This is a genomic window from Pedobacter sp. WC2423, assembly GCF_040822065.1.
Lineage (GTDB): Bacteria > Bacteroidota > Bacteroidia > Sphingobacteriales > Sphingobacteriaceae > Pedobacter.
In genome coordinates, this window is record NZ_CP162005.1 from 3,489,305 (window position 1) to 3,512,705 (window position 23,401).

16 protein-coding genes are annotated in these 23,401 nt (G+C 38.9%); 5 read left to right on the plus strand and 11 right to left on the minus strand.

All coding sequences use genetic code 11. The annotated features are described in order from the left end of the window. Positions 1-46: 46 nt before the first annotated feature. On the minus strand, positions 47-1,294 hold the full coding sequence (locus tag AB3G38_RS14350; protein WP_367864572.1) for a DASH family cryptochrome: 1,248 nt from the start codon (positions 1,292-1,294) through the stop codon (positions 47-49). Positions 1,295-1,458: 164 nt separating this feature from the next. Between AB3G38_RS14350 and AB3G38_RS14355 the strand changes: the two genes are divergently transcribed. Both AB3G38_RS14355 and AB3G38_RS14360 read left to right on the plus strand, forming a co-directional pair. Continuing rightward, positions 1,459-2,367, plus strand: a complete 909-nt coding sequence (locus AB3G38_RS14355) for a TIGR01777 family oxidoreductase (protein WP_367864573.1) — start codon at positions 1,459-1,461, stop codon at positions 2,365-2,367. Then, positions 2,364-3,668: a deoxyribodipyrimidine photo-lyase gene (locus AB3G38_RS14360; protein ID WP_367864574.1), complete on the plus strand. Its 1,305-nt coding sequence runs from the start codon at positions 2,364-2,366 to the stop codon at positions 3,666-3,668. Before AB3G38_RS14355 ends, AB3G38_RS14360 begins: the two co-directional genes overlap by 4 nt. On the opposite strand, the gene AB3G38_RS14365 is transcribed toward AB3G38_RS14360, so the two are convergent. The 9 genes from AB3G38_RS14365 to AB3G38_RS14405 form a co-directional block, all read right to left on the minus strand. Beyond that, complete coding sequence (locus AB3G38_RS14365; protein ID WP_367864575.1) at positions 3,665-4,645, minus strand: hypothetical protein; 981 nt, start codon at positions 4,643-4,645, stop codon at positions 3,665-3,667. The genes AB3G38_RS14360 and AB3G38_RS14365 overlap by 4 nt on opposite strands. A 241-nt stretch (positions 4,646-4,886) precedes the next feature. Next, positions 4,887-5,804, minus strand: coding sequence for an FKBP-type peptidyl-prolyl cis-trans isomerase (locus AB3G38_RS14370; RefSeq protein ID WP_367864576.1), 918 nt, complete (start codon positions 5,802-5,804; stop codon positions 4,887-4,889). A gap of 5 nt (positions 5,805-5,809) precedes the next feature. After that, positions 5,810-6,352, minus strand: a complete 543-nt coding sequence (locus tag AB3G38_RS14375) for an FKBP-type peptidyl-prolyl cis-trans isomerase (RefSeq protein ID WP_367864577.1) — start codon at positions 6,350-6,352, stop codon at positions 5,810-5,812. A 147-nt stretch (positions 6,353-6,499) separates the two neighbouring features. Then, entirely contained in the window at positions 6,500-8,290 is a 1,791-nt protein-coding gene (locus AB3G38_RS14380) for an acyl-CoA dehydrogenase family protein (RefSeq protein WP_367864578.1), read from the minus strand. Positions 8,291-8,369: 79 nt separating this feature from the next. Further along, entirely contained in the window at positions 8,370-9,548 is a 1,179-nt protein-coding gene (locus tag AB3G38_RS14385; RefSeq protein ID WP_367864579.1) for an acetyl-CoA C-acyltransferase, read from the minus strand. Positions 9,549-9,634: 86 nt separating this feature from the next. Then, positions 9,635-12,040 (minus strand): 3-hydroxyacyl-CoA dehydrogenase NAD-binding domain-containing protein, encoded by a 2,406-nt coding sequence (locus AB3G38_RS14390; RefSeq protein WP_367868768.1) that lies wholly within the window; start codon positions 12,038-12,040, stop codon positions 9,635-9,637. Next, positions 12,021-12,479 (minus strand): MarR family winged helix-turn-helix transcriptional regulator, encoded by a 459-nt coding sequence (locus AB3G38_RS14395; protein ID WP_367864580.1) that lies wholly within the window; start codon positions 12,477-12,479, stop codon positions 12,021-12,023. The genes AB3G38_RS14390 and AB3G38_RS14395 overlap by 20 nt, the downstream gene beginning before the upstream one ends. A gap of 254 nt (positions 12,480-12,733) precedes the next feature. Next, a complete protein-coding gene (locus tag AB3G38_RS14400) occupies positions 12,734-14,068 on the minus strand; it encodes a DUF6089 family protein (RefSeq protein WP_367864581.1) in 1,335 nt (444 codons plus the stop codon). A 257-nt stretch (positions 14,069-14,325) separates the two neighbouring features. Continuing rightward, positions 14,326-16,104 (minus strand): long-chain fatty acid--CoA ligase, encoded by a 1,779-nt coding sequence (locus AB3G38_RS14405; protein WP_367864582.1) that lies wholly within the window; start codon positions 16,102-16,104, stop codon positions 14,326-14,328. 580 nt (positions 16,105-16,684) lie between these two features. Here AB3G38_RS14405 and AB3G38_RS14410 point away from each other — a divergent pair. Beyond that, positions 16,685-17,164, plus strand: a complete 480-nt coding sequence (locus AB3G38_RS14410) for a hypothetical protein (RefSeq protein ID WP_367864583.1) — start codon at positions 16,685-16,687, stop codon at positions 17,162-17,164. An 84-nt stretch (positions 17,165-17,248) separates the two neighbouring features. Here AB3G38_RS14410 and AB3G38_RS14415 read toward each other — a convergent pair whose 3' ends face one another. Then, complete coding sequence (locus AB3G38_RS14415; RefSeq protein ID WP_367864584.1) at positions 17,249-19,075, minus strand: M61 family metallopeptidase; 1,827 nt, start codon at positions 19,073-19,075, stop codon at positions 17,249-17,251. A gap of 106 nt (positions 19,076-19,181) precedes the next feature. On the opposite strand from AB3G38_RS14415, the gene AB3G38_RS14420 reads away from it, so the two are divergent. After that, a complete protein-coding gene (locus AB3G38_RS14420) occupies positions 19,182-20,270 on the plus strand; it encodes an efflux RND transporter periplasmic adaptor subunit (RefSeq protein ID WP_367864585.1) in 1,089 nt (362 codons plus the stop codon). A gap of 14 nt (positions 20,271-20,284) precedes the next feature. Continuing rightward, a complete protein-coding gene (locus AB3G38_RS14425; RefSeq protein ID WP_367864586.1) occupies positions 20,285-23,398 on the plus strand; it encodes an efflux RND transporter permease subunit in 3,114 nt (1,037 codons plus the stop codon). Positions 23,399-23,401 lie beyond the last annotated feature (3 nt).

Consider the following 23,401-nt stretch of genomic DNA (forward strand, 5'->3'; position numbering starts at 1 on the left):
AAATGTTTTAAATATTTTTTTTGTTTAACCTGCGCCAGGTTTTTTATTAAATATCCTGAACTTCTATATCCAGCAATTTGATTTGTTTATCTAAATCAAACGCATTTTTAGAACGGGTATCTTTTCCGCCTCCTGCTACATAAGCCCAGTTGCCCCAATTGCTGGCCGGTGAATAATCAATTAGTTTTTGTTCAAAATAACCAGCCCCGTCAATCCAGTTTAACTTTAAGATATAAATCAGGTAAGTAGCCACCAGTAAACGTCCTGTATGTGTAATAAAGCCAGATTCATTTAGTTCTGTCATATATTGGTCCACAACAGGATTACCTGTATTTCCGTCTTTCCATTCTTGTAAATTCCGGATATATTCTTCAGTTTGCGGAAATTCCTTTATTTCTACAATATCCTTGAAATAATCCACACTATGCTTTTTGAACATAAATCTGAAGAAGTCTCTCCACAACAAGCCTAATATCAATTGCGTAAAATGACTGTTAGCCCCAAATTGATGTTCGGCGTTTTTCACTGCCCAATATACTTTTCTTGGAGACAATGCACCTACAGCAAGCCAGGGAGACAATTTAGAAGTGAAAGTATGCTGAGCAGCATGTGCCTTGCTACTACGGATATAAATTTCAGACCCGGCGGCAAATAACTCTTGTAAATGTTTTATTCCCTCTTCTTCACCACCAGATAAATTCGTCAGAAAAGCACCGCCGCATTCAGGCAGCTCTCCCCAGTCTTCCACCGTCACAAAATTAATCTGTTCAGGTGCGGGAAAACAATCTTTGACGATGGCATCTCTTTCCGTCTTTTTCTTAAACTGAGAAAAAACGTCAGGAATATCTTTAATAGGAAATGGGAGATCTTCTTTATTGTAAAGGGTATGCCCAATAAAATGTTTCAGGTTTATTCTCAATTTCCATAATAAATCTTCTACATTCGATGAAACCATAGTTTCTTCAGTTGCGACCTCTCTATGGTGATAAACCTCTGCAATTTCATATTGCTCCACAAGTGCAGAAATATGATCTTCGGGAGTACCAGTGATGACCAAAAGATTACCGCCCAGTTTTTTCAATGATTCGCGCAAAGCAGAGACGCTTTCTGCTAAAAATTGAAATCTGTTGTGCACTGCTTTGTTTCCTTCTGCAGCAGTACATTCAAAATGGCGAGGATCAAAAAAATAAACAGGAAGGATACTATCAGACTTACTGATCGCTTCTACTAACATTTCGTTGTCATGTAACCGCAAATCATTTCTAAACCAGACAAGTATTTTCCTAGATTCCATTATTTAGCCTAAAGTTTTGTTGTAATCTCCAAAAATATACCATTTTTATCCTAACATCTAATACACAAAGTAATATTTACATAACCGCAACAAAAGTTTAGTTAAAAATCACGTTTAAACAGTTTTCTCAGAAACAAAAACACGAGTATTAAAGTTTATCTTAAATGAACCAGCATATTTTACTTACAGGTGCAACCGGCATGCTCGGTAAAGATTTAATTCAAACGCTTTTAAAGCGGGGCGACCGGGTTTCCATCCTTTCCAGAAAGCCACATCAAATGGAGCAGGTAAAAGTATTTTTATGGGATGCAGATCAGCAGAAAATTGATACCTCCTGTTTGGAAGGTATAGATAGTATTATCCATCTTGCCGGCGAAAATATATCCAAAGGGAAATGGACTGATCAGCGCAAAAAAGAGATTATTGACAGCCGGGTTCTTTCTGCACAACTGTTATTTAAAACCCTGGCAACTGTTCCGAATCAGGTCAAAAACTTTATTTCTGCCGCTGCTGTAGGCTATTATGGCAACCGCGGGGATGAACTGTTAACGGAAGAAAGTACCCCTGGACATAATTTCCTTGCAGAGTGCTGTATCCAGTGGGAAAAAGCTATAGATCAGGGGCAGCAATTGAACCTGAGGATAGTAAAAATCAGAACGGGTGTGGTACTGGCAAAAAATGACGGGGCATTAAAAGCCATGGCCACGCCAATCAGCTTATTTGCTGGTGCACCTCTGGGAAGCGGAAAACAATGGATTCCCTGGATTCATTATCAGGATATGACCCGGATCTATCTCCATGCGCTGGATAACGATTCATTAACAGGTGTATACAATGCTGCCGCTCCTTTCCCTGTTACTAATAAAGAAATGACTAAAGCGATCGCCAGGCAGTTACATCGCCCTGTATGGCCATTTAATGTTCCTGAGAAAATATTACAGCTTATTTTAGGAGAGATGAGTTCCCTGGTACTGAACAGTACCCATACCACAGCCCAAAAATTGGAATCCAGCGGATTTATTTTCAAATATACACAGCTGGAACAAGCTTTATCCGATATTTACGGTTCATGAAAACAGAGATAAACATTTGCTGGTTAAGAAGGGATTTAAGGTTAAAAGACAATGCGGCATTATATCATGCACTAAAAGAAGGGATTCCTGTTTTACTGCTTTTTATATTTGACCGTAATATTCTGAATGATCTAAATGATCCGAAGGATGCCAGGGTAACCTTCATCTACCGCAAATTAAAAGAACTGGAAACCACATTGCAGCAAAAAGGCTCTTCCATATGCATCAAATCTGGCACGCCAGAGCAAATCTGGCCGGAATTGCTGAAAGCTTATCAGGTGAAATCAGTTTATGCAAATCATGATTACGAACCTTATGCCATGGAACGCGATGATGCTTTAGCAGAATATCTCCGTTCTGAATCTGTTTCCTTTCAAACCTGTAAGGACCAGGTAATCTTTGAGAAAAAGGAAATCGTAAAAGCTGATGGAAAACCTTATACTGTTTTTACTCCTTATTTCCGTCAATGGAAAATTAAATTAAATGATTTCTATCTTAAAGCCTATCCGGTAGAGAAATACCAGAAAAACCTGTTACAAACTCCACCCTTTATTTTTCCTGAGTTAAATACTTTAGGTTTTCAGGAATCAGATTTACAATTTCCTTCAGCAAGTTTTGAGCATAAATTAGCGGCTTATGAACAAAGGAGAGATTTCCCTGCGGACGATGCGACAACCCATCTGGGTATCCATTTAAGGTTTGGAACGGTCAGTATCAGAGAGGCAGCAGCGAAAGCATTAAATGCTGGTGCTGATAAGTGGCTGTCTGAGCTGGCCTGGAGAGATTTCTACATGATGATTTTATCGCAGTTCCCTCATATCACTACGCAATCTTTTAAACCGGCTTATGATCAGATTAAATGGCTGAACAGGGAACAGGATTTCGAGGCCTGGAAAAATGGTAAAACCGGATATCCTATAGTAGATGCAGGAATGAATCAGCTTAATCAAACAGGTTATATGCATAACCGGGTCAGAATGATCGTGGGAAGTTTCCTGACTAAACACCTGCTGATTGACTGGCGCTGGGGAGAAGCCTATTTTGCAGAAAAGTTACTGGATTATGAACTGGCCAGTAATGTTGGTGGATGGCAGTGGGCTTGCGGTTGCGGCAATGATGCAGCTCCTTATTTCAGGGTATTCAATCCGGAGTTACAAGCGAAGAAATTTGATCCGGAAAATAAGTACATCTATAAATGGGCACCTGAATATAAACAAGAAAAGCACAGCCAACCTATAGTTGACCATGCTTTTGCCAGAGAACGAATTCTCAAAGTATTTAAAGAAGCGTTAAAAAGTTAATGAGGTATATTTGGATTCAACCATCCTCCCGACCCAACACGCGCCAAAGCAAAGTCAAGCTGAGGAGCTGATGGAACACCTCTGGAATTAATTGATCCTGATCCCGAGATACTCGCTCCATATCCAGCCATTCTACCCATGTCCACTATAAAAGTACCTTTGAAATCTTTTGCATCGTAAGATGCTAATCTATAGTCATATCTAATTGGTGCTAACAATAATTCATAGGACTGGTGCATTATTGGACAGTAAATATTTCTAAAACTCAAATCAGTTTCGTTAGCACCCCATCCTCCGAAAGTTTTCGTTCCTTCCTGAGTAACTGCAAGATAAAATCTACCTTGTTGTTGTTTTGGATTTGCACCTGTCACCTCATCATACCATAATTCTACATGTAACCTTCTTTTAGAGTCACCATTATAGTATGTATTTAAAAAAAGACGTCCAATAAGTGGAACTGGCATTGCATTCTGTGTTGTTTTTGAGCTGTTAACCGAAGAAACTATTCTTCCATCTTTAGTATAAACTTTCAAGTCTTCACCAATTTTCACTTCTCCTTTAGCATTGGTAAATAAAGCTGAAAGCGGTGAACCAAACTTATAAGTCAATGAACTATCGGATTTTATAGTCACAAGGTCACTGTACTTATTTTTAAAGGCCTGAAATGATTCACTACTATTTACGTTTTCATATTCATCCTGGATATTTTTAAAAACAGTCCTGTAAGATTTAAATCCCGAAAATCTTGCTTCCCAAGCTTCCAAAGCCACTCCTTGTTTACTAATCAAAACTGTTGAAATTGAATCAAATGATCTTTGATCATTAAATTTCAGATATCCATTTTCTAAAGTTACCCCATTGATAGCAGAAGAAGCAAGGCTATCTTTTGATGCAATTCCTTCATCAGTCTTTTTGCATGACCAAAGCAGACCTAATGAGATAGCCGCCACTGCCAGAAATTTGTAATTTACTTTCATACGTTTATATATTTCTTTAAAAATACATAAAATAAACTAAAAAACAAATAAACAAGATATTTTATTAACTAATGAACAATAAAATGATAATAAATCCAAAATTATGAGTGAATAATAATAATTATGAGAATAGTAGAATTATTAATTTAATAATCGATTGATAAATAGCAAATTGGCTTTAAATACAAAATCCCTACTAAGATTCAAATCTTAGTAGGGATTTTGTATAGATATTTATTTATTAATTTGTCACACTAACAATTTCTATATCGTAATCTAACACTGCATTTCTAGGTAACGTAGGCGCATTTCCAAGCGGCCCATAACCACGATCAGAAGGAATAAGAAGACGTATTTTACCACCTTTAGTTAATTTACCAGGAATTATATCACTCCAACCTTTGATCAAAGTTGCTAAAGTTGTACTGTAAGTACCATCAAGACTACTTGCAAATACACTACCATCAGCAAATCTTAATGTATAATTAACAATCAGCGTTGAGCTGAGCGATATTTTATCTGTACCTGTACCTGGAGTTGAAATACTATAATAAACTCTTGAAGGATCTTTAATCATAGTCAGGCTATTCTTTTTAATGATATCATTAATGATACGGTCATCTAAAGCAACCTGCGATTTCTCCGGCGCAGTAGTCACTGTCAAATCTATATTTTCATTTGAAGGAATAGTCCCAACACCATTTTTGCCATAAGCCAGGTAAGATGGAAGCAGGATTCTTGCAGAACCACCTGGTTTAAGTCTCAAAATTACGTCACGCAATGCAGTAACTCCTATTGTAGAGAAAACAGTGTTATCAACAGGGGCAAGCACATTTGTATAACCACCAAGTGTACCTAAATTCCCATTTAAAGAAGAGGCCCAGTACACTGTACCATTTTCCAGTCCTTTTACCGAAACATTATACAAAACAGAATCACTGGTTGAGTACAAAGCAGTGCCAGTTCCAGGATTCAGAATCTGATAATAATAACCCGTTTTCAATGAATCCGGAGTAACAGTCAGATTGTTGGCTTTAATATAATCCTCTATCTTTTTCCCGTCTACAACCTGAATAGAATCATAAGTCTTTTTACAAGAACTAAAAAGAACAGTTAAGCCAATCAAGGCAAGAGTAAATTGTGATAACTTTTTAAGCATTATTTTTATTTTGGTTGGACTATTGGTACGTATTTTTTTACTTCGATTAATTTAATGTCGAAATCTAATATTGAATTTGCAGGCAAAAATGCTGGTAAGCCATTACTTTGCTGCAATGCAGGGACTACCCTGTTCTGGTAAGCCATTGTTGAAGGGATGATTAACCTGATATGTCCCCCCGGCTGGATCAGTCTGAGTCCCTTTTGCCAGCCTTCTATAGCTGAACTAAAAACAAATCTTGGCACCAGTGAATCTACGACTACCGGAGTCATATCATATAACAAATGTTTGATTGTACTTCCTGTATAACGCAATCTTATGGTATCTGTAGGATCATAAGTTGCAGTGCCTTTTCCATCACTGTAAATCTGATAGTATAAACCTTCAGCAGTCTTTTTTGCAGTTATTCTTGTCGAATCAACCCCCGTTTTGTTAATTGAATCTATATATATCTTAATCAAATCATCATCAATTGCTAACTGCGCATCTTTATCATAGGCAGGAGCTGTTTTACAGGCTGCGAAAGAACAAGCGGCGATTATCAACAATAACAAAATTTTGCTTTTAGACATATTGCACAAAAATAGTCTTTTATTAGGGATGGTACAATATTTAACCAATTTTAACAATTATCATAAAAAACAGAGGCCGGATCATGCGTGATGAACCGGCCTCTGCGCTCTTATTTAAAAATATTAAAAACAATATTTATTCTCAGCAATCAGTTGTTGTGCAACTTTCTGACGTGCATCTTTCACATTAAATGGTTCCATTTTAGTAAATCTTTTTAGTCCTACCAGCATCATTCGTTGCTCGTCACCTTCAGCAAAAGCCCATAAAGCTTCTTTTCCAGCTTTTTGCAAAGCATCAACTGCTTCTACAAAATAGATACGCATCATGTTTAACTGCCCTTCGCAAGCTTCAGCACCTCTTAAACTAACCAGTTTCTCTGTTCTCAGCATCACTGACTCCGCTACATACACATAACTTGCCATATCTGCGATGTTCATCAGGATTTCCTGTTCTTTAGAAAGACTCATCATCAACTTCTGAACTGCTGCGCCGGCAACCATTAATGTTGCTTTTTTCAAGTTCTGAATGATTTTTTTCTCCGCAGCGAAAAGGGTATCATCCTCCTCACCGAAATCTGGAATAGACATTAATTCAGCAGCTACAGCAGTAGCCGGGGTCATTAAGTCCAATTCACCTTTCATTGCTCTTTTCAACATCATATCAACAGTCAATAACCTGTTGATTTCGTTTGTTCCTTCAAAAATTCTGTTGATCCTTGCATCACGATATGCTCTGTCCATAGGGGCATCGGCCGAGAAGCCCATTCCACCATAAATCTGAACTCCTTCATCTACCACATAATCCAATGCCTCGGAGCCCCATACTTTAAGGATCGCACATTCCACCGCAAATTGCTCCGTAGATTTTAGTTTCGCCTTACTTTTATCCATTCCGCCAGCAACTAATGCTTCATAAGCATCATCAATATTCTGACCTGCACGATAATTGGCAGACTCTACGGCATAAACTTTAGTTGCCATTTTAGCAATCTTATAACGAATGGCACCATATTTTGAAATAGGGCGTTCAAACTGGATACGCTCGTTTGAGTAATTGATCGCAGTACTGATCACAGCTTTAGAAGCTCCGACAGCAGCAGCAGCCAATTTAATACGCCCGATATTTAAAATATTAACAGCAATCTTAAATCCATTTTCACGTTCTGACAACATGTTTTCTACAGGGACCGCACAATCGTTGAAAAACACCTGACGTGTTGACGACCCTTTAATTCCCATTTTATGTTCTTCAGGGTTCATCGTTACCCCACCAAACTCACGCTCTACAATAAATGCAGTCAGATTTTTATCATCATCGATTTTCGCGAATACAATAAAGATATCTGCAAAACCACCATTAGTGATCCACATTTTTTGTCCGTTAATCACATAATGTTTACCATCTGCTGATAACTTAGCCTTAGTTTTACCAGAATTAGCATCTGATCCTGAATTCGGTTCTGTTAAACAGTAAGCTGCTTTCCATTCACCTGAACCCAATTTTGGAATATATTTCGCTTTCTGCGCTTCATTTCCATAATACAGAATAGGCAAAGTACCGATTCCTGTATGCGCAGAAATGGCAACCGCAAATGAATGACCTGCACCAATTACATCAGCAACCAGCATCGAAGTATTAAAGTTTTTACCGAAGCCACCGTACTCTTCAGGAATAGAAACACCCAGCAGACCTAATTCACCCGCTTTAGTCACCAATGATGCCATCAGCCCTTCTTCCATTTTGTCAATACGATCCAGATTCGGATACACTTCCGTTGTCAGAAAATCTCTGCACGTTTGTGCAATCATTTGCTGTTCTTCATCAAATTCTTCAGGAATAAATACATCCTGGTATGTGGTTTCCTTAATCAGGAACTCGCCACCTTTTACTTTTGTTTTGTCTGTAGTTTCCATATTCTTTCTTGTTGAAAGCTGCCGGGATTTCCCCGGGCTTTCATTTTATATTTTATAATAAAGCGCGCTGAAATAGCCGCTAAAGAAGTTCAAAAATACCAGCAGCGCCCTGTCCGCTACCCACACACATCGTTACCATTCCGTATTTACCATTTCTGCGTTTCAGCTCATGGAACAATTGCACAGAAAGTTTTGCACCTGTACATCCCAGCGGGTGGCCTAAAGCAATCGCACCACCGTTCACATTCACCACATCCTGATTGATCCCTAGAGTTCTGACTACAGCCAGAGACTGAGAAGCAAAAGCTTCATTCAGCTCGATTAAGTCCATTTGTTCTAAAGTCAGGCCAGCTTTCTTTAAGGCCAGAGGAATTGCCTCAATCGGGCCAATACCCATAATTCTTGGCGGAACACCCACCACACCATAACTAACCAGGCGGGCAATTGGTTCAACACCCAGTTCTTTCAACTTACTTTCAGAAACCACAATCACAAAGGCTGCACCATCCGAAGTCTGAGAAGAGTTACCAGCAGTTACACTTCCATCAGCTGCAAAAACTGGTTTAAGTTTAGCCAGCTTGTCCAGAGAAGTATCCGCGCGCGGTCCTTCATCGGTATCCACCACATAACTTCTGGTCTTCTTTTTCTGCTGACCATCCAGATAATTTTCTGTCACTGTAATTGGGGCTACTCCAGCTTTTAAATGTCCGTTCTTTATAGCCTCCACTGCTTTCATATTTGACCTGAAAGCAAACTCATCCTGATCCTCTCTGCTTACCTTGTATTCATTGGCTACAGCTTCGGCTGTAAGTCCCATTCCCCAGTACCAATCCGGGTTCTTTTTAGCGACTTCGAAATTAGGAACGACTTTCCATCCGCCAAAAGGCATACCAGACATCACTTCTACACCACCGGCAATAATGCAGTCTGCCATTCCACTTTTAATTTTAGCAACCGCAGTAGCTATGGTATCCAGTCCGGATGCACAGTACCTGTTCAGGGTTACCCCCGGAACTTTAACCGTATCCAATCCCATCAGGGAAATCATACGGCCTATATTTAATCCTTGCTCTGCTTCCGGAGTTGCATTACCAACGATTACATCATCTATTTGATCTTTATCCAGATTAGGCACTGAGGCTACCAATTGTTTGATGACTTCAGCAGCCAGATCATCGGCCCTGGTAAAACGAAATACGCCACGTGGTGCTTTGCCCACTGCTGTACGTAAACCTGCTATGATATATGCTTCTTGCATTTTTTATGTAGTTAAGAAAAGTCTCAGTGGAATAAATTCCGCCGGTCCTTTGCTGTTAAACATTATATTTTCTTTAAATCCTCTGGTTAATTACGCAATGGTTTCCCTTTAGTCACAATACTCTGAATTCTCTCCAGCGTTTTCCGCTCACCGCAAAGTGATAAGAAAGCTTCTCTTTCCAGATCCAGCAAATACTGCTCAGTTACTTCTGTAGGAGACGATAAATCACCTCCGCACATTACATAACCCAGTTTTTCGGAGATCTTTTTATCATGTTCAGAAATATAGTGACCTGAATACATTGTATTTGCACCTGCATAAACAATTCCTAGTCCTTGTTTACCCAACACCCTGATATCTTTTCTTCTTACAGGTTGTGTATAACCAGCATCTGCCAGCTCAATTGCTTTCGCTTTGGCATCGGCAATTAATCTGCTACGGTTCATGGAAACAGAGAATTTATCTTTTTGCAGGTATCCCAGTTCATAAGCTTCGAGTGCAGAAGTTGAAACCTTGGCCATTCCTATGGTCAGGAAACGGTCTTTCAGTACATTTTGAACAATCTGATCATCTTTATATTCATCAGAAGCACGCAGGGCGAATTCTTTTGTACCGCCTCCTCCAGGGATCACGCCTACACCAAATTCAACCAGCCCCATATAAGTCTCTGCATTCAGCTGTACATGGTCTGCATGTAAACTGAATTCACATCCGCCACCTAAAGTCAGGTTATGCGGAGCTACAACAACCGGAATAGAAGAATATCTGATTCTCATCGAAGTATTCTGAAATGCCCTGATTGCCATGTTCAGCTCATCCCATTCCTGCTCTACAGCCATCATGAAAATCATTCCAACATTTGCACCTGCCGAAAAATTAGCTCCATCATTACCAATCACTACTCCTCTGTAATCTTTTTCTGCCAGGTCTATGGCTTTGTTAATCGCCTGAAGGGTATCTCCCCCGATGGTATTCATTTTAGAATGGAATTCCACATTCAGAATTCCGTCACCCAGATCAAGAATAGAAGCACCTGAGTTCTTCCAGATTGTTTTAGTAGTACGAATATTATCCAGGATGATGAATGAATCAGCCCCTGGTAATGCTTTATAGCTCTTAGAAGGAATATCGTAATATTTTTTAACACCATCCTCTACTTTATAGAAAGTAGTATGACCAGCGGCTAGCATTTCATGAACCCAGGCAGCAGCTTCATGGCCATATTTTTTCATGCCTTCCAGTGATTCTTTAATACCTACAGCATCCCAAACTTCAAACGGGCCTAAATCCCATCCGAATCCAGCACGTAAGGCATCGTCAATCCTGTAAAGTTCATCCGCAATTTCAGGAATCCGGTCAGATACATATTCAAACAAACCAAAGAAAGAATGTCTGAATACTTCTGCTGCTTTATCCTTACCTGCTGCAAAAACTTTCATTCTGTCCCTGACATTTTCAATTGGTTTGGTCAGTTCAAGTGTGGCAGATTTCACTTTTTGCTGAACACGGTATTCCAGTGTTTTTAAGTCAAGCGCTAAAATTTCTGTTTTACCATCAGCGGTTTTTGTTTTTTTATAGAAACCTTGTTTGGTTTTATCGCCTAACCATTTATTAGCTTCCATTTTAACTACATAATCAGGAAGCTTAAATAAATCATGGGCCTTATCATCAGGACAATTATCATACAGTCCTTTTGATACTTTAATCATGGTATCTAAACCTACTACGTCAGAAGTACGAAAAGTAGCTGATTTTGGTCTTCCTAAAGCAGGTCCTGTAAATTTATCAACTTCCTCTACTGTCAAATCTAATTTCTCAACCAGGTGCAGTAAAGCCATCATAGAATATACGCCTACTCTGTTGGCAATGAAGGCAGGAGTATCCTTACATAAAACAGTTGTTTTACCTAAAAACTTATCTCCATAGTGCATTAAGAAATCTACCAGTTCAGGTTTGGTATCCGGAGTAGGAATAATCTCCAGTAAACGCAGATAACGCGGCGGATTAAAAAAGTGTGTACCGCAGAAATTAGCTTTGAAATCGTCGCTTCTTCCTTCGGTCATTAAATGTATAGGGATACCAGAAGTATTGGAGGTGATTAACGTTCCGGCCTTACGGAACTGCTCAACTTGTTCGAATACTTTTTTCTTAATATCAAGATTTTCGACTACCACCTCAATAATCCAGTCTACACCAGCAATTCTGGACATGTCGGCCTCAAAGTTACCCGTGGTAATCTTGTTGACTACTTTTTTGGTATAAACCGGGGAAGGATTGGTTTTAATGGCATTTTGCAAAGCTGCATTGACAATACGGTTCTGAACTGCCGGATTTTCCAGCGTCAATCCTTTGGCTGTTTCCTCAGGGCTGAGTTCTTTTGGCGCAATGTCTAACAACAATACTTCTACACCTATATTCGCAAAGTGACAAGCAATGCGTGAGCCCATGATACCGGAGCCTAATACCGCTACTTTATTTATCTTTTTGTTCATCATTTCCTGTAGTTACTGTATATCCTAAAGTGAGTTTATTTAATTTCTGTAAGCTTTGTACCAGATTATTCTTTTCTGATACAGTTAAATGATCATTCAGGTATTCATTGAAAGAGCGTACAACTCCTTTTGCTAATTGCCGCTTCTCCCGGCCAAAGTCTGTCAGAAAGACTTTCACGGATCTTTTATCTCCAGAGGAGGCTTCCCTGTATATTAATCCGGATTCTTCCATATTGTTTAACATCCTGGACAGGCTGGTGGCCTTAACGCCAAGCAATCCTGCAAGCTGCGAGACTGCCGTACCGTCTTTATCAATATTAATCAACACATAACCAATAGCTTGAGTGATTCCGAATTCAGAAGCGATCTGGTTATACGTGTTGGACATATTCTGCCAAACCACTTTCAATAAATAATCTATTGTTTCCTGTTGTTTCATTAATTACTATGCTTGCATAACAAAGCTAAAGAATATAAAACTAGAATCCAAGAAACCATCATGATTTTTCAGACCCCATAACGAAATGAATATCAGAATAATAATAGCTTCATAACTACTAAACCACGATTGCTCTTGAGTTCAATTAAAAACAATAAAGACTTCGAAAAAAAACAATTACATAACGATAAAAAAAAGAGCACAAAAAAAGCCGCCAGGTTTGACCCTGGCGGCTTCTCAAATATAGTTTCAGACTAGTATAAAGTAAATTCTACTCTTCTGTTTTTCTGACGACCAGCAGCAGTTTTGTTAGTTGCAATTGGTTGGTTTTTACCGTAACCAGTAGCTTCGATTCTAGATGCATTAGCACCTTGAGAAACTAAGTAAGCTTTAACTGACTCAGCTCTGTCTTTAGATAATCTCATGTTCAAATCAGCTGAACCTGTGTTATCAGTGTGACCAGCTAATTTCAAGCTAAAGTTTTTAGTTACTAATAAATTAGCAACACGGTTTAAAGAAGGGTATGATTTAGCTCTGATAGTCGCTTTAGACAAATCAAATTCTAAGTCTTTAATTGCTTGTTTAACAACTTTACGATCAGCCTCAGTGATGATTACTTTTTCAGTAACAACAGGAGCAGGAGCAACTAATGGACATCCAGCACCATCAACAACAGTTCCTGATGGAGTGTTAGGACATTTATCCAATTTGTCAGCAACACCGTCACCGTCAGTATCTTTTAACAAGTCATTCATTTCAGTTCTTAATTTAGCGTTTTCAGATTTTTGAGCATCTAAATCGCTTTTTAAAGAATTTGCAATGTTTTTAGCCTGAAGAGCTTCGTCGTAAGAAGCAGCAACTGGATTGCTGAAAGCTAATTGCTTTCCTTTACCCAATGCGAATTCTAAACCAGCACTAGCATAGCTGAATTTATCGCTATGACGACCACCACGGTAAGTACCGTCTAAGTTATCACCATCAACAAAGTAAACAGACCATCCTAAGTTAAAGTTAACTTTATCAGAAACTTTAAATCTAGCACCTAATCCTACAGGGATGATTAATTCTTTAACATCTTTTGGATATTCAGTCGTTACATTACCAGCAGTAACTTTTGGTTTGTAACCAGCTAAACCAGCACCACCTGTTACAAATAATTGTAATGCATCTTGTTTTCTGAATAAATCAATGTTGAACATGTTAACTTCTGCGCTTAAACTAGCAGCATAATTTAATTCAGTTTCAAATTTAGAGTTTCCACCTACGATAGCAACACCTTTTCCATCATTGAATGCTTTAGAGTTGTCACCTTTCAATTTACCTCTGATTCCGTCTAATTTCAAAGAGAAATATGGAGTAAATTGTTTCTTAACATAAAGACCATATCCTAAACTAGAACTGTTCTTAGAGAAATCATTGTGGCCACCTAGTGGAGAAGTTGGAGTTAAAATACCAGCATTAACACCGATAGACCAAGTACTGAACTGTTGAGCAGCATTACTAACTGGTTGTTCCTGCGCTTGTGCAGCACCACCAATTAAGAGGGCAGCTAAAGCTACTGGCAGGCTTTTGAATAATTTTTGTTTCATAATATGAGTTTAATAAAAAAAATAGTTCTGGTATTTTTTTTGATACTTAAGCAATATCTATACCAAAGTAGTTTACAAGCATTTGAGCATTATAGGGCAGTTTTTTCTTCACAAACTGTATATTTAATGAAGCAAAATCTGCCATTTTAAATGAACATAAACTTAAATAACGCCGCCAAGGTATGGATTATAAAGAAATCTGACAAATAATTTTCAGTTACGAAGATTAATTATTACTATCAAAACACATTCTATACCTATTTTTCAGATTTATAGCTTTCTGCATCCTTATACATTTTCTCTATTAAATCTTTATTCTTCTCCAGAATAATTTTCCTTTTTAAACTTAACTTAGGAGTAAATTCACCTCCTTCAATACTCCAGGGCTTAGTGAGTAACACAAAACGTTTCACTTGTTCCCATTTGCCAAAGTCTTTAGATCCATTAACAATTTCCTGATTATATTTCTCCAGAACCTGAGCATTTTGAACCATTTCAATAGCAGTAGTATATGTAATCCCTTTTTTAGTACACCACGATTTTAAGGCTTCAAAATTTGGTACAATTAACGCAGACGGGAACTTACGATTTTCTCCCAATACCATAATATGGTCAATCAGTACTGATTCTTTATACTTATTTTCCAGCATTTGTGGCGCAACATACTTACCACCAGCAGTTTTAAAGATTTCTTTTTTACGATCAGTAATTTTCAGGAATTTTCCGTTGACCAGTTCTCCGATATCTTCGGTATGAAACCAGCCGTCCTTATCAATCGCTTCTGCAGTCAGATCTTCCCGCTTATAATAGCCTTTCATCACATTATGCCCCCTGGTCAGCACTTCTCCATCAGCAGCGATCTTAACTTCTACCCCATCGATCACAGGACCGACAGTACCAAACATGGCATTCTCTAAATGATTAACAGTAATAACCGGTGAAGTTTCTGTCAATCCATAACCTTCAAAAACAGGCATTCCCGCTGCCCAGAAAATACGTGCCAGACGTGGATTTAATGCGGCACCACCAGAAACAATCACGACAATATTTCCACCCAGCGCCTCCTGCCATTTCTTAAATACCAACTTTCTGGCAATTCCGAGTTTAAAGTTGTAAAACCAACCACTCTTCATATCATACTGTTCAGCCAATGCGACTGACCAAAAGAAAATACCTCTTTTAACTCCTGTAAGCGCCTTACCTTTTTCCATGATTTTATCATATACCTTTTCCAGTAACCTTGGAACAGTAGAAAAAGCATTCGGTTTAACAGATTGAATATCTGCAACAATGGTATCCATGCTCTCAGCATAATAAACCGATACCCCCATATAAAGATACAGATAGATGATCATTCGCTCAAAAATATGTGACAGCGGCAAAAAGCTGAGTGCGTTTTCCAGACCACGTGGAACCACCACCGCAGAGTTTATAAAATTCTGAACCAGATTATGATGAGTCAGCATCACGCCTTTTGGAGTTCCGGTAGTACCAGAGGTGTAGATCAGGGTCAGCACATCATCCGGAGTTACTGCTGCACGATAAGTTTCCAGATCAAATTCCTGGCTCTTTGCTCCTGCTTCTACCAAAGTGCTCCAGTGGTTTGCACCTGCAACTTCATTAAAAGTATAAATCCTAAGATCAGGATTCACAGCTTCACCAATTGGCTTGACTTTTTTGAATAAGGTCTCATCTTCTACAAAGACTACGCTTACACCTGCATTTTCCAGAATAAATTTAATATCGTGTTCAGCCAGTGTAGGATATAAGGGTACATGATAACCACCAAACTGATTTACAGCAAAATCTGCAATATTCCATTCTGGTCTGTTATGAGACATTACAGCGATCCTGTCCCCTTTGACCATGCCGAGTTGCAACAACCCTTTACTCAGGTTGTCAGCTGTATCAGAAAACTGCTGAGTGCTATATTTTTTCCATACCCCATTACTCTTTCCACTAATAAACTCATCTTTTGGGAATTTCTCTAAGTTGTATTTAAGTAAATCAAATACTCTTGTTACAGTTACAGGCATAATATTGATTTTATCAGTTTAAATATTTTATATAGATGAACCCCGTAAGGTTCAAGAACAAAATTTGTTCCTGATTACTTGGTTATTTCCAAATCTAACAAATTAATTATTGTAATAAAACCAATTTTAATTTTGGTATGTTTTATTGGTTCAGTGCTCATAAAGGCCGAAAATCATCGGATTTCACAACAGTATCAAACTGAAACCAGCAAAACTATAATTAGGAATTACAACATTTTATTCCTTTTAGCGCAAATATGTGCTTTCGATTTATTCTGAATCAGTTACTGAGAACACACTGGCCTAGTGTGGTACTGTATGAAAGCACTTCGTTTCTATAGTAAGTCGGTAGTGAGTCCACGTATTTCCGGAAAAACGTGGACTCATGGTAGATTCATAAATACCGCTACCTAGCTAGTAACAGAAGTTGATAGAGTTATCTTATACTGATTTCACTTACAAATTCTGGTAGTGCTTCAGTTTATTTAAGTTCTCTTTTCAGAATTAAATTTCATTCAGATGACATATCCGGCATAATAATTGCTGACCTCATTTTTACATTTAAACTTTAACTAATCATATGAAAAAAGTATTTACTATACTTTGCCTAACTGTAATCGCGTTATTTGCGATCCAATCATCTTCTAAAGCTCAGAGTTACAAAAACGCTATTGGTGGTCGTTTTGGGGCTTCCAATGGGGTAACTTTTAAAACCTCTCTTGGTGAAAACAAAATGTTAGACATTATTGCCAATTTCAGATCTAACAACAATTACAATTATTTCCGTGCAACAGCATTATATGAAGTTTACCAGCCAATCAGCGGTGCGCGTGGTCTTAACTGGTACTATGGTGGTGGTGCTAGTTTGGGTTCTGTAAAATACAAGCCATACAATTCAAGCGATTTATACCTTTCTGTTGACGGTGTTTTAGGTTTGGATTATAAATTTGCTGATGCCCCTATCAACCTTTCGTTAGACTGGAAACCAGCTATTCAATTAGCTCCTGATACTGATTTTGATGCTTCTGGTGTTGGACTTTCATTACGTTTCACTTTCTAAGAAAAAAGTCAAGCGCATAAAACAAATAAGGCATATGGAAATAATCCATATGCCTTATTTGTTTATATAAAGATCAAGTTTCTGCTAAATCCCCGTCCATCTTTTAAACACTGCTTTCTCCAGTTGTGTTCCTGCCGGATCCATTGAAGAAACCAAATCCACATTCGGGCTTGCTTTCAAAGTTACCTTAATCTCCTGATCAATCCCATCTCTGATAATTCTTACACGAATTACATCGCCAACCTTCTTAGTACGAAATACATCCATACCCGAGATCGATGGTGCAGCAGTCACATCATCAATACTGATCACTTCATCACCAACATTCAACCCATCCACCCATGCAGCCGAATTACGTGAAACAGCGGTAATTAACACATGGCCTTCTGTTGGTCTGGATGCAACCCCCAGATAAGCACCCTTCTCACCAGTATCTTTCACGCTGATTCCTGCATAACCTAAATACTTTTTATAATCTACCGAATCCGTACCATTCACATATTTAGCCCAGAAATCTGTAAAGCTGACCCCACTAATCTTTTCCACCATAGCTTTGAATTCAGCATCTGTATAACCGCTGCCTTTAACCTTACACTGTTCATACATTGCCTTCATCACATCATCCAGACTAGACTTTCCCTTGCTCGCATGTGCAATTTCAAGATCCATCAGCATACCGACAATTTCCCCTTTACTGTAATAAGAAATACCACTGTTATTTGAATTTTCATTTGGGCGGTAATACTTTATCCAGGCATCAAAACTTGACATCGCAGCCGATTGCTCATAACCACCCGGTGTATTAATTACATCAGACATAGAACTGGTCAGTGCCCCGATAAATTCCTCAGGAGTAGTTAATCCGGCACGCAGCATCAGTTTGTTTTCATAGTAAGCTGTAAATCCTTCAGCAATCCACAAATTTGTAGTATAGTTTTCGTTCTCATAATCAAATGGCCCTAAAGCAACCGGACGTAATCTTTTTACATTCCACAAATGATGATATTCATGTGCAACAAGACCTAAAAAGCCTTTATACCCTTTCTCTGTACCATAACCATTTCTGGAAGCGCCTAATACCGTAGAATTTAAGTGTTCTAAACCACCCCCTCCTCTTTGAAAATTATGCACAATAAACGTATAGTGCTGATTTGGATTCTCTCCGTAAATAGCCGTTGCCTGTTCTACAACCTTCGCCATGTCAACCTTCAAACGCTCTGCATTATAGTTTCCACCACCGTACATCGCCACTTCATGTTTCACACCTGCCGCAGTAAATTCAAAAACTTCCTGGTTACCAACTTCTATAGGGCTATCAAATAAAATGTCATAGTTCTTAGCCATATAAGTAAATTTCTGACCTTTTACAGGCTCTAAACCTGTAGAAACCTTACTCCATCCCTCAAAAGGAATAATTTTAACTGTACTCGATAAAGCAAGCTGGTTATCAGGATACATAAAAATCGCTGTTGGTGATAAAAACGCATGTGTTGCGTCTATAAATGGAGTACGAACAGATACTTCAAAAGCGTAAACACTATAATTGATCGCAACAGCATTTGCCTTATCTGTATAAACTCTCCAGGTATTTTTCTTTAACTTCTCCGTCCTGAGTACTTTTTTACCAGAAGTAGCGGTAAAACCTTCTACATTTTTCGAAAACTCTCTGATCAGATAAGATCCAGGTGCCCAGACAGGCATTTTAACATCAATATATTCTTTGGATAAACCACCAACCAGCATATTTACATTGACATAATGAGCTTGTGGTTCTTTAAAACTAATCTCATAATTAACTTTAATTTGTGCTTTAGCTACCAGAGCTGGCGCAATTAAGGTCAGCAATCCTATTCCTATTCGTTTCAACAGCATATAATAATTCTTTTGACGCAAATTTAGAATATATAGCATTTGTTATCGGTTTAAATCGGAAATTAGCTGTAACATACTTAATACAAGTACCGCCAGCGCGCATATTTAAATATTTTTGTATAATTAGTCGCTCCAACAACCAATTATGAAACTGAAATACGTCATTTACGCCCTTATTTTCGTTGGGATCGTTTACCTTATTTATCACAGGATAGCTGTCAACAAAAAACTTGAAAACTCGGGAATGGGTGCTGGTGCAAAAAACTCCGGCTCTTCCAAAGGTGGAAAACCACAACAAATGACCGTTAACGGCATAGTGGTTCAGGCCACTTCCTTCGCCAATAAACTGGACATTACCGGAACTATTGAAGCCAATGAATCTGTTACGCTGCAAAGTGAAGTTTCAGGATTAGTTACAGGTATCTTTTTTAAAGAAGGAAGTAATGTAACCAAAGGTGCGCTGCTGGTAAAAATTAATGACCGCGATATTCAGGCACAATTGCAGGAGGCACTGACTAAACAAAATTTATCATCTGCCAATGAAAACAGGGCAAAACAATTGCTGCAAAAAGGAGCCATCAGCCAGGAAGAATATGATACAGCATTAGCTGACCTGAAATCTTTAAAAGCCCAGGCACAACTCGTCAGAGCACAGCTGGCAAAAACTTCGATCCTGGCACCTTTCAGTGGAAAAATCGGTCTTCGTTCTATCTCTGCAGGTGAGTATATCACACCAACTAAAATCATTGCCAATTTAATGAGTACAAATCCGGTAAAAATAAACTTCTCTGTACCAGAAAAATATATGGCACAGATCAAAGTAAATTCTACCATTACTTTTCGTACAGATGGCACTGCACAGATTTTTGAAGGAAAAGTTTTCGCATTGGAACCTGGTATCAATGCACAAACCAGGACGCTGCAAGTGAAAGCACTGGCCGCAAATGACAACAATGAATTACGTCCCGGCTCTTTTGCGAAAGTATCCCTGACACTGGATAAAGTTGACAACGCTATATTAATCCCTAACCAGGCAATTATTCCTGTACTAAAAGGTAAGACTGTATTTATCAGCAAAAACGGTAAAGCGAAACAAGTTGAAGTACAATCAGGTACACGTACCGCCGAAAATATAGTAATTAACTCCGGACTAAAAATCGGTGACACAGTTTTAACAACAGGTGCTCTTTCATTGAAAGATGATGCCCTTGTCAAAGTATCAGTTGTAAAATAACTAACCCTACCGAAATGAGTATATCCACCACGAGTATAAAAAGACCCGTTCTGGCAATTGTAATGAACCTGATGATCCTGCTGTTCGGGGTTATCGGATACAATTTTCTGGGTGTAAGGGAGTTCCCTAATATTGACCCGACCGTAGTTTCCGTAAGGACTTCCTATCCAGGTGCAAATTCAGACATTATCGAATCGCAAATTACTGAACCCCTGGAGAAATCTATTAACGGAATTGACGGGATCAGAAATATGTCTTCTTCCAGCAATCAGGGAAGCAGTACCATCACCATAGAGTTCAACCTGGGTAAAAATATTGAAGAAGCCGCCAATGATGTACGCGATAAAGTATCACAGGCTGCCCGTAATTTACCAAAAGATATTGATGGAAATCCTGTAGTGAGCAAGGCCGATGCCAATTCGGATGCGATTATTACCATGACTATCCAGAGTGATAAAAGAAATCAGCTGGAGCTAAGTGATTATGCAGAGAACGTAATCGCCGAACGGATACAGACGATTCCAGGAGTAAGTGGCGTACAGATTCAGGGACAGAAAAAATATGCGATGAGAATTCGTATTGACCCTAATAAACTGGCTGCTTATGGCTTGACTTCTCAGGATATTGTCACTGCGCTTGACAATGAAAACGTTGAACTTCCATCTGGTAAAATTACTGGTGCAAGTACGGAATTAACAGTTAAAACACTCGGTAAATTAACAAATGAGAAAGAGTTCAATGACCTGATTATTAAAACTGACAGCAATAATGTGATCCAGTTAAAGGATGTTGGCTTTGCCGAGCTTGGTCCTGAAAATGAGGAGACTATTTTAAGAGAATCTGGTAAACCGATGGTTGCAGTAGCTTTAATACCACAACCAGGAGCAAATTATCTGGACATTTCAACAGAATTTGAGAAACGTTTTGCACGGTTAAAAAATGATATCCCCAAAGATATTAAACTGAATGTTTCACTGGATAACACCAGGTTTATCAAAAATTCAGTAACAGAGGTAGCAGAAACCATTATCCTTTCGCTCGTACTCGTTATCCTGATTATCTACTTATTTTTCAGGGACTGGGCAATTGCAATCCGCCCGTTGATTGACATTCCTGTATCACTGGTATTCACTTTCTTTATCATGTACATTTTTGGTTTTTCCATTAATGTACTGAGTTTACTTGCCATTGTACTGGCTACCGGACTGGTAGTCGATGATGGGATTGTGGTTACAGAAAACATCTTTAAGAAGGTGGAAGAAGGATATTCTCCTTTTGAAGCAGCGATTAAAGGGTCTAATGAAATTTTCTTTGCGGTTATATCTATCTCCATCACACTGGCAGCAGTATTCCTGCCCGTTGTATTTTTACAGGGCTTTGTAGGCCGGCTTTTCCGGGAATTTGGAATCGTGATCGGCGCAGCGGTATTGATCTCTGCTTTTGTATCACTGACCTTAACCCCGATGTTGAATGCTTACCTGATGAAAAAAACAGGGCATAAGAAATCGAGGTTTTATGAATGGTCTGAGCCCTATTTTGTGATGCTGAATGATAACTACGCGAAAAACCTGAACAAATTCCTGGATAAAAGATGGCTGGCTATTCCAATCATCGTAGCCTGTGCAGGCCTTATCGTATTATTCTGGAAGATCTTACCGAAAGAAACAGCTCCTTATGATGACAGAAGTGCAATCAATATGAGCATTACTACACCTGAAGGAGCATCTTACGATTATACGGATCAGTTCATTATGAAAATCGCCAAAATGGTCGAGGACTCTATTCCGGAAAAGAACGTAAATATCACAATTACCTCCCCGAGTTTCGGCGGAAGTGGTGCCGTAAACAGTGGTTTTGTCAGAATGGGCCTGGTGGATCCTGGACTGCGTGGCCGTTCTCAGGAAGAGATTGCAGCACAGCTGACCCGGATCACCAGGAAATATACAGAAGGAAAAGTATTGGTTACCCAGCAACCGACCATCTCTGTAGGTCGCCGTGGCGGTTTACCAGTCAGTTATATTATACAGGCGCAGAATTTTGATAAGCTTCGCGAAAAGGTACCTCAGTTTATGGATGAGGTAGGTAAAGATCCTACTTTCACTGTTTCTGATGTTAACCTGAAATTCAATAAACCGGAAATCAATCTTACTATAGACCGGGATAAGGCACGAAACCTTGGGGTATCTGTGTCCGCGATTGCACAAACTTTACAACTGGGCTTAAGTGGTCAGCGCTTTTCTTATTTCTTTATGAATGGAAAGCAGTACCAGGTGATCGGCCAGTTTGACCGTGGCAACCGGAAAGATCCATTGGATTTAAGTTCTGTATATGTAAGAAATGATAAAGGGGAGCTGATACAGGTTGACAACCTGGTTAGTGCAAAAGAAGAAAGCAGCCCGCCACAATTATACCGGAATAACCGTTTCACAGCAGCGACAGTTTCTGCTGGCCTGGCTCCGGGAAAGAGTATTGGAGATGGTATTGCGGCCATGGACAGAATCAGGGATAAGGTTTTAGATGAGACTTTCTCTACCGATCTGAGCGGTGAATCCCGCGATTTCCAGGAGAGTTCTTCAAACACAATGTTTGCTTTCGGACTTGCCTTATTGTTAGTTTACCTGATTTTATCTGCACAATTTGAGAGTTTCAAAGATCCGGTTATCATCATTATGACTGTGCCTATGGCAGTAGCGGGAGCATTCCTTTCGCTATGGTTATTTGGCCAGAGCTGGAATATCTTCAGTCAGATTGGAACTATCATGCTGATTGGTCTGGTGACAAAAAATGGGATTTTGATCGTAGAATTTGCGAATCAGCTGAAAGAGAATGGTAAAAGTGTACATGAAGCGATCAGAGAGGCTTCTGTTTCCCGTTTAAGGCCAATTTTAATGACGAGTCTGGCCATATCTATCGGTGCTCTACCTATTGCTATGGCATTGGGTGCGGCAGCAAAAAGCCGTATGGGTATGGGAGTTGTAATTGTAGGCGGTACAACTTTCTCATTGGTTCTTACTTTATTTGTAATTCCTTCTATTTATTCTTACTGGTCAAAGGAGCATAAAACGAATACTGATTTACAAGAGTCCTTAAAAGCAGCATTGGCTGAAGAAAAAAATACTTCGGCTTAAATA